Here is a 16,062-nt window from a genome sequence, read left to right as displayed (position 1 = left end):
GTACGATTATTCGTCAGCAGCTGCGATAGACTTTGATCATGCAGTACCGGTTCAGTAAGCGCAGTACGGAGGTTCTTACCATGAGCAGCAGATTTCCCAGAGGCAGTATCGTTAAACATAAATCAGGTGACATCAAAGGCGAGATTGTTAATGTCTTTGAGCAGGGAGACGCGCCAACCGGTTATTACGTGAAGTGGGACGATGGCAATCACAGCTACCATCTTGAACGGGAGCTGGCCTGGGCCAATGTCGATCGTCCTCGCATGCACTACACACAGCAATCTTCAAAATAACACGCCCGCGCGGGTGGCCATCACGGCGTCCGGCACGCGGGATAACCCATCGCTTTTCATCCGGGCAGGTTCCGCCCTGTCCGCGCCGGGCGGCCCCTCTCGCCGGTCCGCCGCGTGCGCTTTTTTATCCGCGCAGCCGTCGCTGCGGGTTTACGTACGGCGAAACCTTTTCCCGTTTTTTTCTCCGCGCAGCCTATCGTCTATCCTTAAGGCTATCGCACTTACGGCACCATCCATTACCGCCTGCCGTGCGCCCATGCACGGCGCTTGCTCAAGGCTGTCATTCCTTACGCCGCGGCGCCCGGCCCTGCTGCCAGACCGGCAGCGCACCGCGACAGGCAGGCCGGTGCGCCGGCGTGGCTTATCGGGCTAAATCGCGCCACGACAGATGATCCTCACGGCGGTTTATGGAATGATGGCGCCCTGGAATTTAAGGAGAGAATGTCGGACCTTATGTCGGAACAGCATCGCTATACCCTGCCTGCCAAAGCGGGTGACCATCGTCAGCTCGGCCAGCTGGTCGGCGCCGCACACGCAGTTGAGTGCGCCAGCATCACCGAACGCCATCCCGGCCCGGTGTTGATGATTACACCGGATATGCAATCTGCCCTGCGGCTTCAGGAGGAGATGCGCCAGTTTACCGACCTGCCGGTCATGCATCTTGCCGACTGGGAAACCCTGCCGTACGACAGCTTCTCCCCGCATCAGGACATCATCTCTGCCCGCCTCTCTACCCTGTACCAGCTGCCGACCCTGACGCGCGGCATGCTGATCATGCCGGTGAATACCCTGATGCAGCGTGTCTGCCCGCACAGTTTTCTGCACGGTCACGCGCTGGTCATGCAGCAGGGGCAGAAGTTGTCCCGTGATGCGCTGCGTGACCAGCTGGAGCAGGCCGGTTACCGGCATGTTGATCAGGTCATGGAGCACGGGGAATACGCGACGCGCGGCGCCCTGCTTGACCTGTTTCCGATGGGCAGCGATCAGCCCTACCGCATTGACTTTTTTGACGATGAAATTGATACGCTGCGCCTGTTTGATGTGGACAGCCAGCGCACGCTGGAAGAAGTCAGCGCCATCAACCTGCTGCCGGCGCATGAATTCCCGACCGATAAAGCCGCGATTGAACTGTTTCGCAGCCGCTGGCGTGAAACCTTCGACGTGCGCCGCGAGCCGGAACACGTTTATCAGCAGGTCAGTAAAGGCACCCTGCCTGCCGGGATTGAATACTGGCAGCCGCTGTTCTTCGAACAGGAACTGCCCACGCTGTTCAGCTATCTGCCGGCGTCAACGCTGGTGCTGAACAGCGGCGACCTCGCCGCCAGCGCCGAACGCTTCTGGCAGGATGCCCATGCGCGTTATGAAAACCGCCGCATCGACCCGATGCGTCCGCTGCTGGAACCGGCCACCCTCTGGCTGCGTCCCGATGCGCTGCTGAGCGAACTGAAAGCCTGGCCGCGGATGCAGCTCAGCCGCGACACGCTGCCGGAAAAAGCCGCCAATACCAATCTGGGCTATCAGCCACTGCCGGAACTGACCGTGCAGGCGCAGGCCAAAGCGCCGCTCGATCTGCTGCGGCAGTTTCTGGAAACCTTCGACGGCGAGGTGATTTTTTCCGTTGAGAGTGAAGGCCGGCGTGAGAGTCTGCAGGAGCTGCTGGCGCGGATTAAACTGCGTCCGCAGCCCATTGAGCGGTTTGATGAGGCCAGCGGGGCGCGCTGCAGCCTGATGATCGGTGCCAGCGAGCGCGGCTTTATCGATACGCAACGCCAGCGGGCATTGATTTGCGAAGGCGATCTGCTGGGCGAGCGCGTCAGTCGCCGCCGTCAGGACAATCGTCGCACCATCAATCCGGACGTGCTGATTCGCAACCTGGCTGAGCTGCATCCGGGCCAGCCGGTGGTGCATCTGGAGCATGGCGTCGGCCGCTATATCGGCCTGACCACGCTGGAAGCTGGCGGCATTGTGGCGGAATACCTGATGCTCTCCTATGCCGGCGATGCCAAACTGTACGTGCCGGTCTCCTCGCTGCATCTGATCAGCCGTTACGCCGGGGGAGCAGATGAAAATGCGCCCCTGCACAAGCTGGGCAGCGACGCCTGGTCGCGCGCGCGGCAAAAAGCCGCCGAAAAAGTGCGCGATGTGGCCGCTGAACTGCTGGATATCTATGCGCAGCGCGCGGCGAAAACCGGTTTTGCCTTTAAGCATGACCGCGAACAGTATCAGCTGTTCTGTGAAGGTTTTCCGTTTGAAACCACACCGGATCAGGGCCAGGCGATTAACGCCGTGCTGAGTGATATGTGCCGCCCGCTGGCGATGGATCGTCTGGTGTGCGGCGACGTGGGCTTTGGCAAAACGGAAGTCGCGATGCGCGCCGCATTCCTGGCGGTCGAAAACGGCAAGCAGGTGGCGGTGCTGGTGCCAACCACCTTGCTGGCGCAGCAGCATTTCGATAATTTCCGCGACCGCTTCGCCAACTGGCCGGTGCGCATTGAGATGCTGTCGCGCTTCCGCAGCGCCAAAGAGCAGGCGCAGGTGCTGCAGCAGGCCAGCGAAGGTAAAATTGATATCCTGATTGGTACCCATAAGCTGCTGATGAGCGATCTGAAGTGGCGCGATCTCGGCCTGCTGATTGTCGATGAAGAACACCGCTTCGGCGTGCGTCATAAAGAGCGCATCAAAGCGATGCGGGCTGACGTCGATATCCTGACGCTCACCGCCACCCCCATCCCGCGCACCCTGAATATGGCCATGAGCGGCATGCGCGATCTGTCGATTATCGCTACGCCGCCGGCGCGACGTCTCGCGGTGAAAACCTTTGTGCGGGAATATGACAGCCTGGTGGTGCGCGAGGCGATACTGCGTGAGGTGCTGCGCGGCGGTCAGGTTTATTACCTCTATAACGACGTGGAGAACATTGAGAAGGCGGCTCAGCGGCTGGCGGATCTGGTGCCGGAGGCGCGTATCGCCATTGGTCACGGCCAGATGCGCGAACGCGATCTGGAGCGGGTGATGAATGATTTCCACCATCAGCGCTTTAATGTGCTGGTGTGCACCACCATCATCGAAACCGGTATCGATGTGCCCAGCGCCAACACCATCATTATTGAGCGTGCCGACCACTTTGGCCTGGCCCAGCTGCACCAGCTGCGCGGCCGCGTCGGGCGTTCGCATCATCAGGCTTACGCCTGGCTGCTGACGCCGCATCCGAAGGCCATGACCACCGATGCGCAGAAACGGCTGGAAGCTATCGCCTCACTGGAAGATCTGGGAGCGGGCTTTGCGCTGGCCACGCACGATCTGGAGATTCGCGGTGCCGGTGAGCTGCTGGGTGAAGAGCAGAGTGGCCAGATGGAAACCATTGGTTTTACCCTGTATATGGAACTGCTGGAAAACGCGGTGGATGCGCTGAAAGCCGGACGCGAACCCTCGCTGGAGGATCTCACCAGCAATCAGACCGAAATTGAGCTGCGCATGCCTGCCCTGCTGCCGGATGATTTTATTCCGGATGTCAGCACCCGCCTGTCGCTCTACAAGCGCGTGGCGAGTGCCGCCGATGAGCAGGAGCTGGCGGAGCTGAAAGTCGAGATGATCGATCGCTTCGGTAAACTGCCGGACGCCGCCCGCAATCTGCTGGATATTGCCGGCCTGCGCCTGGTGGCGCGCCAGCTGGGGCTGCGCAAAATCGAGGCCAGTGAGAAAGGCGGATTCTTTGAGTTTGCGCCACAAAACCAGGTGGATCCCGGCTGGCTGATCACCCTGCTGCAGCAGGACCCGCAACAGTGGAAACTGGATGGCCCGACGCGACTGAAATTTACCCGCGATCTGACCGAGCGCAAAACGCGCATGGAGTGGGTACAGAACTTCGTTGCCGAACTGGCGAAGCATCAGGTTTAGCGATCGCTCCCGCAAATGGGGGGATAAAATCAAACGCCTGCCTCGTCCTGTGATATGACAATGATGTCACCGCAGGACATCACCACGGAAGAGGCTATGGATGAGCAGGCGTGCAGATATTATTGACGGCAGCAAGGCAGAAAGAAACGCTTACGGTCTGGTCTACACAGAGGTATTGGGCTGGATAGATCTCGGGCATGCGCAAGGTACTGATATCAGACAGTTATGGGCGCAAATGCTGCAAGGTGAAGCGCAGAGCGGGCTTTACTATGATGTGACCTATAAACAATCCATGACTGGCCTTAAAAGGCATATGACGGTGGGTAAATCCATCACGTGGCGGCTCAAAAAAGGGCTGTCATATCACCAAAAGCAAAGTGTTGCATTAGCTATGATGATGACGCTGGCGCACCGGTTTGAAGGCCTGCAGGCTTCTTTCCCTTTTAGCTGGGCCACCGATAGCGGATTCAGCGGTGAAGATCTGGTATCAGATCTGCTGGGCTTTTATCGGGTTGTGGCGTGCATGAGCAATATTTTCAGCCATCTGAAACCCGTAAGCGAAGCTGCAGCGTTGAGACGCTGGGACCATTATGGAAGTATTGGCTCCTGGAAAAACCAAACATTTAAACCGCTGCTTTTTCCTGATCCTCTTGCATTTCCCCATAGCAGACCCTGCTTTGGTCAACTCCCCCTCTTTATGCGCAGCGTAACACCCTATCATCGCTGGTCATCGGAAGACGTCAGCATCATCGATCCCGATCGCGGGTTTATCCATCTCGGCAAACGTGTGATAAACAAATGAAAACATCATTGAGGATTACGCTAAGCATTCTGATCACCTGTGCGTTGGGTCTGGCTTGGGGATTGCATTTTCTCCGCATGGAGTTAGCGGACGGTGCTGATTACACCGAGCAGGATACGCAGCAGTACGAATTTTACACGCCTGATTTACTGAAAAAGATGCCCCGTATTACGGAGAGTTACCGCTTTCATTACAGCAATGTATCAGGCCCCAATCCCGCAAGGATTTTCCAGCTAAGGTTTACTGGCGTAACCGACAATGCCCCGATAAAGACTTATATAGAGCGAAATGGGTATAAAAAAAGTGAAGCATGCAGTTTTGCAGGTGACTGCTGGGCAGGTCAGGATCCTGATATCAGGGTTACCGTGGAAGTCAGGGAAAAACCGCGTAGCCTGCTCATTACGCTGGTAGATAAAAGAGCCTGACCTGCTCCTCTGTAAATAGTCAGTTGAGTCAAGACAGCCTGTGCCATAAACATCTATTGCTTTAATAAAGCACGTAAGCAGGAAAAGGCAACCGAATTGCGCTTTTCCTGTCCGCGATACCAGCACCATAAAAAAAAGCGCCCTGCGGCGCTTTTTTTATTAGGTTACTGCTGCTGTGGTGAGCTTTGCCCAATCAGGCCTGATTTGAATTCAGGATCAGCTGGCCGTTACGGTCCAGCGGGATGCGGGTGCCAGGGTCATTTTCCATACGGATTTTGCCCTGCTGGTCGCCTATTTTATAGGTCACGTCATAACCCAGCATCTTTTCCTGTTTGTCGTACACGGTTTTACAGCGCTGTTCGCTGGTGGTGTAGGTGTCACGATCCTGCAGTGCACCCTGCACCTGGTTGCCGCCATAACCGCCCGCCAGGGCACCGGCAACGGTAGCCACATCGCGACCGCGACCGCCACCAAACTGGTGACCCAGTACGCCACCGGCAACGGCACCCAGTACGGAACCGGCGATGCGGTTTTCGTCCTGCACCGGACGGCGATGCGTAATGGTGACATTACGGCACTCCTGCCGGGGTTGTTTAATGCTCTCTTTAATGGGTGTTGCCGAGAGAACCTGTGCGTACTGCGGGCCACGATCAAACACATCCATGCTGGCGACGGCGGCGACGCCCAGCGCTGCTGCTACACCAATTCCGATACCCGCTAACATTGATTTATTCACAGGAACGTCCTCCTGAATGTTGTTACCGCGCATTCCTGCCGCTATCCGTTGCCGGATAACCGAGGCATAACCGGCGTGCGCGCCGCGCCGTGTTCGTTGGAATAAGTTTTACAGATGGTCCGGAAATGCAACATCAGATTAATGGAGGAAACGCAGCGGAACGGCCACAGGGCCAGCTTTTAGGAGAGTTCTGAGACCGGCTGCCATCGGGATGTCATTCGGGTGTGAGTTAACCCAAATCAACAGGTTAGCGCAGGCAGAATCAGCGCGGGCGGCCGGTGCCGCCCGCCTGATAATCAGTGCAGCTTAAGCCGCGGACGCAGAACGCGGTTCAGGCTGCCGACCAGCATCATCAGGCCAGTCTTGAAATATCCGTGGAGCGCAATCTGATGCATACGATACAGAGAGATGTAGACAAAACGCGCGATGCGTCCCTCTACCATCATCGAGCCGCGCATCAGGTTCCCCATCAGGCTGCCAACGGTACTGAAGCGCGACAGCGACACCAGCGAGCCATGATCTTTATAGACATAGGCTTTTAGCGGTTTGCCTTTGCGCTGCGCCAGCAGGTTTTCCAGCACGCGTGAAGCCATCTGGTGCGCGGACTGTGCCCGCGGTGGCACAAAGCCGCCGCCCGGCAGTGCGCAGGAGGCGCAGTCGCCGATGGCATAGATATCGTCATCCAGCGTGGTTTGCAGCGTCTCTTTCACCACCAGCTGGTTAATGCGGTTGGTTTCCAGCCCGCCGATCGCTTTCATGAAGTCCGGCGCTTTGATGCCTGCGGCCCATACCATCAGATCGGCTTCGATAAATTCGCCATTTTTGGTATTGAGGCCATTTTCCGCCGCGCTGGTGACCATGGTCTGCGTCAGCACGCGTACGCCCAGCTTGCTCAGCTCCTGATGCGCGGCAGCAGAGATACGCGGCGGCAGCGCAGGCAGAATGCGCTCGCCCGCTTCCACCAGCGTAACGTTCAGGGCATTGCTGTCGAGGCCTTTATAGCCATAACTGTGCAGCTGCTTCACGGCATTATACAGCTCAGCCGAAAGCTCAACGCCGGTTGCCCCGCCGCCGACAATGGCAATATTCACCTTCTGCAGCTGCCCTTCGCTGGCCGAGAAGCGCAGGAACAGGTTCAGCATCTCATTATGGAAGCGGCGCGCCTGATGCGGATTATCCAGGAAAATGCAGTGCTCTTTCACGCCCGGCGTACCAAAGTCATTGGAGGTACTGCCCAACGCAATGACCAGACGGTCATAGGCCAGTTCGCGCTCCGGAACCAGCAGTTCGCCCTGCGCATCGCGGATCTCCGCCAGCGCAATGGTTTTTCTGTCGCGATGGATCTGCGTCAGCGACCCCAGCTGAAACTGAAAGCCGTGGTTACGCGCATGCGCCAGATAGCTGAGCGCGTCAATGCCCTCATCCATGGAGCCGGTTGCCACTTCATGCAGCAGCGGTTTCCACAGATGGCTGTGGTTGCGGTCCACCAGAACGATCTCCGCCTTTTTGCCGCGACCCAGCTTATGGCCGAGCTGGGTTGCCAGCTCTAAGCCACCGGCTCCGCCACCGACAATGACGATTTTTTCCATAGTTGTAGTCAATGAAGACCCCCTCAAAGTTGTAAACCAGAAGTTAATCAAAGGTTAAGTAAAAACCTTAATTAACATAGGGTTGGCGACGTTAAATCGCGAGCTGAGGGCAGAGTATCACGCCGTGATAATCAGTTCATAAGAAAATTGATGTACATCAATCTTTCAGCAGCATTATCAGAATGTTACACATTTTGTGCACTGCATCACGCTACAACGGCGTGAAGACTGCGGTTTTGACATTTCCTTCGCGCCGCTGGCGGGAAAATGTAAAAGGTTTTCATTAGGAAACGGACGAAACCGCAACGCCATGCCGCCAGCGCCTGCGGGCGCGGTCATGCCTGACAACTGCATCGGCAGGCAAAGCAGCTGGCAGCGGGTCTGAAGGGGAGCCCGGATGGCTGACACCGCACACAGCGCATCGGCGCTGTGGCGTGGTGGCGCCTCCGGGCCGCGGGTCGTCAGCCGGCGAACGCTTTATGCGCCAGCCAGCGGGTTTGCAGATCGCCCAGCTGACGGTGATTCTGCCGCCAGCGATCGCTGGCCAGCAGGCGCTGACGATCAATCTGTCCCTGATGATATAACCGGGTAACACGCGGCGCCGGCACCGGCGACAGATTATCCAGCACGCTGATCGCACCGGCACGCTGATTGCACACCAGCACCATATCGCAGCCGGCGTTAAGCGACTGCTGCGCGCGTTCAGCATAGCTGCCCATCACCGCCGCGCCCTCCATGGAGAGATCGTCAGAGAAGATCACGCCCTCAAAGCCCAGCGTCTGGCGTAACACGGTTTGCAGCCAGTATGGCGAGCCGCTGGCAGGATGCGGATCCACCGCGGTATAGATGACATGCGCAGGCATAACGGCATCAAGCAGCTGTTCATCAATCAGCTGCTTAAACACCGACATATCGTGCTGACGCAGCGTCGCCATGTCACGCGGATCGCGCGGCGTCTCTTTATGCGAATCGGCGCTGACCGCACCGTGTCCCGGAAAGTGCTTGCCGGTGGTTTTCATGCCCGCTTCGTGCATACCCTTGATGAAGCGGCGCGCCATTTGCAGCGCGATAGCCGGATCGGCGTGGAAAGCACGGTCGCCGATGGCGGCGCTGATATGGCCAACGTCCAGCACCGGCGCAAAGCTAATATCGATATCCAGCGCCAGCATCTCCGCAGCCATCTGCCAGCCCGCCTGCTGCGCCAGTTCGCCTGCCGTGTGCAGATCGTTTAACGCTGCAAAAGACTGCATAGCGGGCAGCTGCGTGAAGCCTTCGCGGAAGCGCTGCACGCGGCCGCCCTCCTGATCGACCGCCACCACCAGCCGATGACGCGATGCGGCGCGGATCTGGCGCACCAGTTCCGCCAGCTGTTCGACATCATGGAAGTTACGGGCAAACAGGATCAGACCGCCGGTCAGCGGATGTTGCAGAATTTCACGCTCTTCAGCGTCCAGCGTGTAGCCTTCCACGTCCAGCATGAGCGGTCCGGGGGTGTTCATCGTCATCGTTCGGTTCCTGAATTAAAGGTCCTGCCAGCTGGCCTGCGCCAGCCGTTGCAAAGTGTCATCCTGGCTCTGTTCGGCGCGCAGCTGATACCAGCTGGCCATCAGCAGCTGCAGCCACGGCTGCCAGCGCCCGATCTGCTGCGCCAGCTGTGCTTCCTGCAGCCGTGCACGTGTGGCGTAGCCGGCGATCCACGCGTGCCGATCGCCGCCGTCAGCGGTACAGACAGCGGCCAGCTCCAGCGCGACATCGCCGTCCGCGGCATACTCCCAGTCAATCAGACGCAGGCCCGCCGGCGTGGCAATCACATTGCCGGCATGCACATCCATATGCAGCGGCGCCAGGCGCAGCGGCTGCGGCTCACCACGCTGCAGCAGGCGCGTTAAGCGCTGCTGCCAGCGCAGATGCCGCTGCCGGCAGAGTTGCCAGTAGCGCTGCAGCAGCGGGGCCAGCTGCAGCCGGTAGCCGGTCAGCGGCTGCTGATGCAGCCGCGCCAGCAGCGCAATGACCTCGGTGCGCTGCGCGCTGAAGCGGGCTGGCGTCAGCGCATCACCCGGCAGCCAGCTCTGCAGCAGCCAGGGCGCCTGCCAGCTCAGCGGCTGCGGACCCAGATCCGCCTGGCACAGCTTGCGCAGCAGGCGGAACTCGCGCTGGCGATCAACAAAAGGAATCGGCTGTTCTGGCGCGCGCCGCGCCAGCAGCTGCCGGGCACCGCACTGCACCCGCACGCTCTGGCCGCTTAGCCCCGGCAGCGCGAAAAAATGACCGGCAGCTTGCGCCGTCGGCCATTGTTGCTGAATCCGTTGCAGCAGCAGGGGATCAGGGTTGTGCAACACCATTACCCGACCAGATAATCTCGCCGGTCTGTACCAGCATCAGCTGCATCTGCAGGGTCGGCGCTTTGACATCGCCCTGCGCCGTGCTGTAGAGCACGTACTGCGCGTTGACAATGCGCGCCAGGCCGATGGCTTTGCTGCGGGAGTTAAGGCTGTCCTCCGGCGACAGGCCCAGCGTCTGCTTCGCCTGGTTCAGCTGATCGGCAGAGACCAGGCTGAATTTGCCGTTATTCGCCAGCGCGCTTTCGATAGCGCTGGTCGCCTTTTCAATCTGCAGCGCGCCATTGGTGCTGTTTTTGATACGGTCTACCAGCAGTACGCTGCCCGGGTTTACGCCGGCGGACTGCACCATATTGGCCACCAGCGGCTGTACGCTGGCACTCCAGTTGATGGTTTTCAGTTTCGGCGGCTGCGGCACGGTCTGCGGCGGCGGCGCTGGCTGCGCGGGCGGCTGCTCGGGTTGCGTGGGCGTGGTGGGCTGCGTCGGTTCAACCGGCGCCGGGGTTTGCTGTTTAATCACACAACCGGTGAGCATCAGCGCAAATAACAGCGCGCCGGAACGTTGTACACTGCGAATCACAGGTTACTCCTTACAGATAAAGATAGAGACGCACCTTGCTGGCGGTCAGATTGCCGATTTGCGACGCCACTTCTACGCTGGTATGCGCCGGCACGGTTTGCGTCTGCGCCGGTTCTTCCGGCTCCAGTTCCAGTCCCTTTTCATCGTACCAGTAAAAACGGTAGTGCACGGTAACCGGCGTTTCACGTTGATTATAGAGCACGCTCGACGCCCGCATCTGCGCATCGCGGCTGGCCAGCGTCGGCTCGTCGGTAATGATCCCGGCCGACAGGACGGATGATTCCATCACCAGCGACTGCGAGGTATTGATCATCGGTTTATCACTGCTGCAGCCCGCAAGGCCCAGCAACAGTACAGCACAGCACCATTGACGCATCGCGCGCTCCGCCTGAAGTTAAATTGCCAGCATCGGGCCCAGTGGCTGTCCGCCGACCAGGTGCATATGGATGTGATAAACTTCCTGCCCGCCGTGACGGTTGCAGTTCATGATCAGGCGATAGCCATCTTCAGCAATGCCTTCATCCCGGGCAATTTTCGCCGCTACGGTGATCATCCGGCCCAGCGCCTGCTCGTGCGCGGCCTGAACGTCATTGGCGGTCGGAATTAACACATTGGGAACAATCAGAATATGGGTGGGCGCTTTAGGCGCGATATCGCGGAAGGCGGTAACCAGTTCGTCCTGATAAACCACGTCGGCGGGAATTTCGCGACGGATGATTTTACTGAAAATGGTTTCTTCAGCCATGGTGCATTTCCTTAAGCCTGGAGTTCAGTCAGGCAGTATGCGTGAGGAATTCCATTTCTTTCAACCTCAGCACCACTTTTCTTGCATTGACTGGCTGCCTTTGCGCCGTTTTTCCTGCCGCCGGCGGGCGCAGACGCGCGCCAGCCGCCGCCGTGTAACCCCATAAAAATGAAACGCTGTTTTATAAATTAGAGATATCGCGCCATTTTCTTTGCGTTTTTGCCATGAATGACAAAAACGTTGCGCTATTGCGAAGGTTTCCCGCCAGGCCGCGCCCTACTTTCGGATGTATCCGGGCATGGCGTCCGGTGTGATGAGGGAAGGATCGTCCACGTTTCAGGAGAATTTGCCATGAAAACGCGCAATATCGGGCTGGGCCATTATCTGGCATACGGTGCCGGCGATTTTCTCGGTGCCGGCACCACCGCGCTCACCGCGGCCTGGCTGCTCTACTTCTACACCACCTTTTGCGGGTTGTCGCCCCTCCAGGCGACCTTTATCTTTGCCGCCGCCCGCGTGCTGGATGCGGTGGTCAGTCCGCTGATGGGCTTTCTGACCGACAACTTTGGCGCAACCTGGCTGGGCAAGCGCTTCGGCCGGCGCAGGTTCTTTATCCTGCTGGGCATTCCGGCGGTGTTCAGCTACAGCCTGATGTGGTTCAGCGACATGGGCTTCTGGTGGTATCTGCTGACGTACCTGTTTTTCGATGTGGTTTACACCATGATTCTGGTGCCTTATGAAACGCTGGTGCCGGAAATGACCGATGACTTCAAACATAAAACACGCTTTTCCGGCGCGCGTATTGCACTGGCCCAGCTTTCCAGCATTCTGGCGGCGTTTCTGCCCGGCCTGCTGCTGGGAGCGTTCGGCAAAGACAATCCGGTCTCCTTTTTCTATGCCAGCCTGGTGTTTTCCGCGATCTGCGCGCTGGTGCTGTGGCTGGTGTGGCGCGTTACCTGGGAACGCGATGCCAGCACCCTGACGGCGCAATCCCGCCATACCGACCCCGCGCATGCGTCGCTGACGCTGCGCCGGCACCTGCAGCGGCTGTATGTCGAGCTGGCTTCCACGCTGCGGGTGCGTATATTTCGTCAGCACCTCGGTATGTATCTGGGCGGCTATATCGCGCAGGATATTTTTAATGCGGTGTTCACCTGGTATGTGGTGTTTGTGCTGATGCAGAGTGCGCAGATAGCCTCCACCCTGCTGGGTACCATGGCGGTGCTGCAGTTTCTGGCCGTGATGGTGATGATCCCGCTTTGTATCCGCTTCGGGCCGGCGCCGGCTTATCGCGTGGTGGTGGTGCTGTTCGCGCTCAGCGTGCTGGCGTATACCGGGCTGGGCATGAGCGGCCGCGGCGCAGACATTGCGCTGCTGCTGGTGATTTCCGCCTGTGCGGGCGTGGGACGCGGCGGCATCAATTATGTGCCGTGGAATATTTACACCTACATTGCCGACGTGGATGAGGTGATCACCGGCCAGCGTCGCGAAGGCATCTTTGCCGGGGTGATGACGCTGACACGCAAAGCCTCACAGGCGGGTGCGGTGATGCTGGTGGGGATTGTGCTGCAGCTGGCCGGCTTTACCCCAGGCCAGAGCAGCCAGTTGCCGGCGGTCAGCCACACGATTCTGCTGATCCTGAGCGCGGGCACGCTCGGCGTGCTGGCCTGCGGTTTTCTGATTTCCCTGCGTTTTACCCTGAATCTGCATACGCATACGGTGCTGCATGCAGAGGCGCTGAAGATGCGCGCCGCCGGCCGGCCGCTGCCTGAGCAGATTACGCCACAGGCGCGCGCCATTGTCGAATCGCTGGCCGGCCTGCGCTATGAAAACCTGTGGGGCAATAACAATATCGGTTTTCTCAACCGCCATAAGCCTGCTGCGCCCCCGCTGCCGGCTTCGCCGCCTCCGGCCACGCCTTTCCCTGCCCTGATCAACGATAGGAACAAATCATGATCCTCCACCCTGTAAAACACAGCGCGCTGCTGCGCCAGCCTGCGTATCTGCTGCCGCGCAGCGAACTGCTGCAGCTGATTCACCGCGTGCGCGATAACCTGGTGAATATCACCGATCCCGGCGGTGAATTTCTGCTGCATCTTGATGATGGCCGCGTCATAGATACCAAAGGCTGGGCCGGCTGGGAATGGACGCACGGCATCGGGTTGTACGGCATGCTGCATTATTATCAGCAGACCGGCGACGCCGTGACGCGGCAGATCATTGATGACTGGTTCAGCGCGCGCCTGGCAGAAGGCGTGCCGACCAAGAATGTGAACACCGTCTGCCCGTTTCTGACGCTGGCGTGGCGCTATGAAGAGACGGGTAATCCCGCCTGGCGTCCGGTGCTGGAGCGCTGGGCGGAATGGGTGATGTATGACATGCCGCGCACCGAACAGGGTGGCCTGCAGCACATTGTCTACAACAATGAAAATCACCAGCAGCTGTGGGATGACACGCTGATGATGAGCGTTCTGGCGCTGGCAAAAATTGGCCAGCTGCTGGCGCGGCCGGAGTTTGTTGAAGAAGCCAGCTTCCAGTTCTTACTGCACACGCAGTATCTGATGGATCGAGAGACCGGCCTGTGGTTTCACGGCTGGACCTTTGACGGCCGTCATCACTTTGCCGGGGCGCGCTGGGCGCGCGGCAATAGCTGGCTGACGATCGCTATCCCCGATTTTCTCGACATGATGAACTGGCCGCCGCAGCACGCGACGCGCCGTTTTTTGCAGCAGGTGCTGGAGAGTCAGGTTAACGCGCTGGCAGGCTGCCAGCATGAGAGCGGATTGTGGCATACGCTGCTTGACGACCCGCACAGTTATCCTGAAGCCTCGGCGACCGCCGGTTTCGCCTATGGCATCCTGAAAGCCGTGCGCAGACGCTATCTGCCAGCCACCTGCCTGCCGATGGCCGAAAACGCCCTGCGTGGGGTCATCGCACACATTGATGCGCAAGGCGAACTGAAACAGGTGTCCTTTGGCACCGCGATGGGCAGCGATCTCGACTACTACCGCAACGTGCCGCTGACGTCGATGCCTTATGGCCAGGCGATGGCCCTGCTGTGCCTGACGGAGTATCTGCGAGTCTATCTGTAATAAAAAAAGGCCCCATACGGGGCCTTTTCAGTGGCGTCCACGCGGAAGTGCGCGGAAGCGGCCAGGCTGCCTTTATCCATTACATACTGCGGATATAGTCATCCATTTCGGTTTTCAGGTTATCCGACTTGGTGCCAAAAATGGCCTGCACGCCGGAGCCCGCTACCACCACGCCACGGGCGCCGAGGTTTTTCAGCTCTGCCTGATCCACCTTCGCCACATCCGCGACGCTGACGCGCAGACGGGTGATACAGGCATCAAGGTTGGTGATGTTTTCTTTACCGCCAAACGCCGTCACCAGCTTGCCGGCCATTTCGCTGCCGGTTGCACTGCTCTGCTCAATCGCCGTGTCTTCACGGCCAGGGGTTTTCAGGTTCAGCTTAGCAATCAGCACGCGGAACACAGTGTAGTAAATCAGACCGTAAATGATCCCGACCACCGGGAACAGCCAGATTTTGCTGCTGTTACCGCTCAGCACGATGAAGTCAATCAGACCGTGCGAGAAGCTGGTGCCGTCACGCATTCCCAGCAGAATACAGATAGGGAAAGCCAGGCCCGCCAGAATCGCGTGAATCACGTACAGGATTGGCGCCACGAACATGAAAGAGAACTCGATCGGCTCGGTGATACCGGTCAGGAACGAGGTCAGCGCCGCGGAGATCATGATCCCGCCGACTTTGGCACGGTTTTCCGGTTTAGCCGAGTGCCAGATGGCAATGGCGGCAGCAGGCAGGCCGTACATTTTGAACAGGAAGCCGCCGGAGAGTTTACCTGCTGTTGGGTCACCCGCCATGTAACGGGGAATATCACCGTGGAACACCTGACCCGCGGCGTTGGTAAATTCACCAATCTGCATCTGGAAGGGAACGTTCCAGATATGATGCAGGCCGAACGGTACCAGCGCACGCTCTACCACGCCGTAGATACCAAAGGCGACCACCGGGTTCTGGTAGGCGGCCCACTGTGAGAAGTCCTGAATCGCGGTACCGATAGGTGGCCAGATGAAGGCCAGAATGACACCGGTGAAGATCGCGGTCAGGCCGGAGATAATCGGCACAAAACGCTTGCCGGCAAAAAAGCCCAGATACTCCGGCAATTTGATACGGTAGAAGCGGTTAAACATGTACGCGGCAATGGCACCGGCGATAATGCCGCCCAGCACCCCGGTATCGGCCAGATGCTTGGCCTCGATCTCCGCAGCCGGTAAATGCAGCACCAGTGGCGCAACCACTGCCAGCGTTTTCACCATGATCCCGTAAGCCACGACGGCGGCAAGTGCAGATACGCCGTCGTTGTTGGTAAAGCCCAGCGCCACGCCGATGGCGAAAATCAGCGGCATGTTGGCAAACACCGACCCGCCCGCTTCTGCCATGACGTGCGACACGACTTCCGGCAACCAGCTAAAGTTAGCGGAACCAACACCTAACAAAATACCGGCAATCGGCAGAACCGATACCGGCAACATCAGCGATTTACCTACTTTCTGCAGGTTCGCAAATGCGTTCTTGAACATAGAAGCTCCTGAGTATGAGTGCATTTTTGCGCAGTGCGCATGGCAAAGGGG

14 protein-coding genes are annotated in these 16,062 nt (G+C 58.7%); 6 read left to right on the top strand and 8 right to left on the bottom strand.

Features of this window, described 5'->3' with window-relative positions:
* Positions 1 to 80 precede the first annotated feature (80 nt).
* The 4 genes from D8B20_RS07015 (at position 81) to D8B20_RS07000 (ending at position 5,417) form a co-directional block, all read left to right on the top strand.
* A complete protein-coding gene (locus tag D8B20_RS07015) occupies positions 81 to 293 on the top strand; it encodes a hypothetical protein (RefSeq protein WP_145888195.1) in 213 nt (70 codons plus the stop codon).
* Positions 294 to 746: 453 nt separating this feature from the next.
* Positions 747 to 4,190, top strand: a complete 3,444-nt coding sequence (gene mfd / locus D8B20_RS07010) for a transcription-repair coupling factor (RefSeq protein ID WP_145890462.1) — start codon at positions 747 to 749, stop codon at positions 4,188 to 4,190.
* 100 nt (positions 4,191 to 4,290) lie between these two features.
* Complete coding sequence (locus D8B20_RS07005) at positions 4,291 to 4,992, top strand: hypothetical protein (RefSeq protein WP_145888194.1); 702 nt, start codon at positions 4,291 to 4,293, stop codon at positions 4,990 to 4,992.
* Positions 4,989 to 5,417 (top strand): hypothetical protein, encoded by a 429-nt coding sequence (locus tag D8B20_RS07000; RefSeq protein ID WP_145888193.1) that lies wholly within the window; start codon positions 4,989 to 4,991, stop codon positions 5,415 to 5,417. Before D8B20_RS07005 ends, D8B20_RS07000 begins: the two co-directional genes overlap by 4 nt.
* A gap of 193 nt (positions 5,418 to 5,610) precedes the next feature.
* On the opposite strand, the gene D8B20_RS06995 is transcribed toward D8B20_RS07000, so the two are convergent.
* From D8B20_RS06995 to hinT, 7 genes are all read right to left on the bottom strand, one after another.
* The gene (locus D8B20_RS06995) at positions 5,611 to 6,153 is read right to left on the bottom strand and encodes a glycine zipper 2TM domain-containing protein (protein WP_145888192.1); all 543 of its coding nucleotides are present in this window, start codon (positions 6,151 to 6,153) and stop codon (positions 5,611 to 5,613) included.
* A 296-nt stretch (positions 6,154 to 6,449) separates the two neighbouring features.
* On the bottom strand, positions 6,450 to 7,754 hold the full coding sequence (locus tag D8B20_RS06990; protein WP_145888191.1) for an NAD(P)/FAD-dependent oxidoreductase: 1,305 nt from the start codon (positions 7,752 to 7,754) through the stop codon (positions 6,450 to 6,452).
* Positions 7,755 to 8,203: 449 nt separating this feature from the next.
* A complete protein-coding gene (nagZ, locus tag D8B20_RS06985; RefSeq protein ID WP_145888190.1) occupies positions 8,204 to 9,247 on the bottom strand; it encodes a beta-N-acetylhexosaminidase in 1,044 nt (347 codons plus the stop codon).
* Between the two features lie 15 nt (positions 9,248 to 9,262).
* Positions 9,263 to 10,084, bottom strand: coding sequence for a thiamine kinase (gene thiK / locus D8B20_RS06980; protein ID WP_186454410.1), 822 nt, complete (start codon positions 10,082 to 10,084; stop codon positions 9,263 to 9,265).
* Positions 10,065 to 10,661 (bottom strand): penicillin-binding protein activator LpoB, encoded by a 597-nt coding sequence (lpoB, locus tag D8B20_RS06975; RefSeq protein ID WP_145888189.1) that lies wholly within the window; start codon positions 10,659 to 10,661, stop codon positions 10,065 to 10,067. The genes thiK and lpoB overlap by 20 nt, the downstream gene beginning before the upstream one ends.
* A 10-nt stretch (positions 10,662 to 10,671) precedes the next feature.
* Positions 10,672 to 11,037 carry a YcfL family putative periplasmic lipoprotein gene (locus D8B20_RS06970; RefSeq protein ID WP_145888188.1) on the bottom strand — a complete coding sequence of 122 codons (366 nt, stop codon included), beginning with the start codon at positions 11,035 to 11,037 and terminating at the stop codon, positions 10,672 to 10,674.
* Between the two features lie 18 nt (positions 11,038 to 11,055).
* Positions 11,056 to 11,406 (bottom strand): purine nucleoside phosphoramidase, encoded by a 351-nt coding sequence (hinT, locus tag D8B20_RS06965; protein ID WP_145888187.1) that lies wholly within the window; start codon positions 11,404 to 11,406, stop codon positions 11,056 to 11,058.
* Between the two features lie 351 nt (positions 11,407 to 11,757).
* On the opposite strand from hinT, the gene D8B20_RS06960 reads away from it, so the two are divergent.
* Together D8B20_RS06960 and bglB are read left to right on the top strand one after the other, a co-directional pair.
* Entirely contained in the window at positions 11,758 to 13,362 is a 1,605-nt protein-coding gene (locus D8B20_RS06960) for an MFS transporter (RefSeq protein ID WP_145888186.1), read from the top strand.
* A complete protein-coding gene (gene bglB / locus D8B20_RS06955; RefSeq protein ID WP_145888185.1) occupies positions 13,359 to 14,498 on the top strand; it encodes a beta-galactosidase BglB in 1,140 nt (379 codons plus the stop codon). The genes D8B20_RS06960 and bglB overlap by 4 nt, the downstream gene beginning before the upstream one ends.
* 79 nt (positions 14,499 to 14,577) lie before the next feature.
* On the opposite strand, the gene ptsG is transcribed toward bglB, so the two are convergent.
* Positions 14,578 to 16,011 carry a PTS glucose transporter subunit IIBC gene (gene ptsG, locus D8B20_RS06950; RefSeq protein ID WP_145888184.1) on the bottom strand — a complete coding sequence of 478 codons (1,434 nt, stop codon included), beginning with the start codon at positions 16,009 to 16,011 and terminating at the stop codon, positions 14,578 to 14,580.
* Between the last annotated feature and the right edge of the window lie 51 nt (positions 16,012 to 16,062).

It is taken from the genome of Candidatus Pantoea soli, from assembly GCF_007833795.1.
Taxonomy (GTDB): domain Bacteria; phylum Pseudomonadota; class Gammaproteobacteria; order Enterobacterales; family Enterobacteriaceae; genus Pantoea; species Pantoea soli.
Note: the sequence above shows the minus strand (reverse complement) of the source record. Positions and strands in the feature narration are given on the sequence as shown.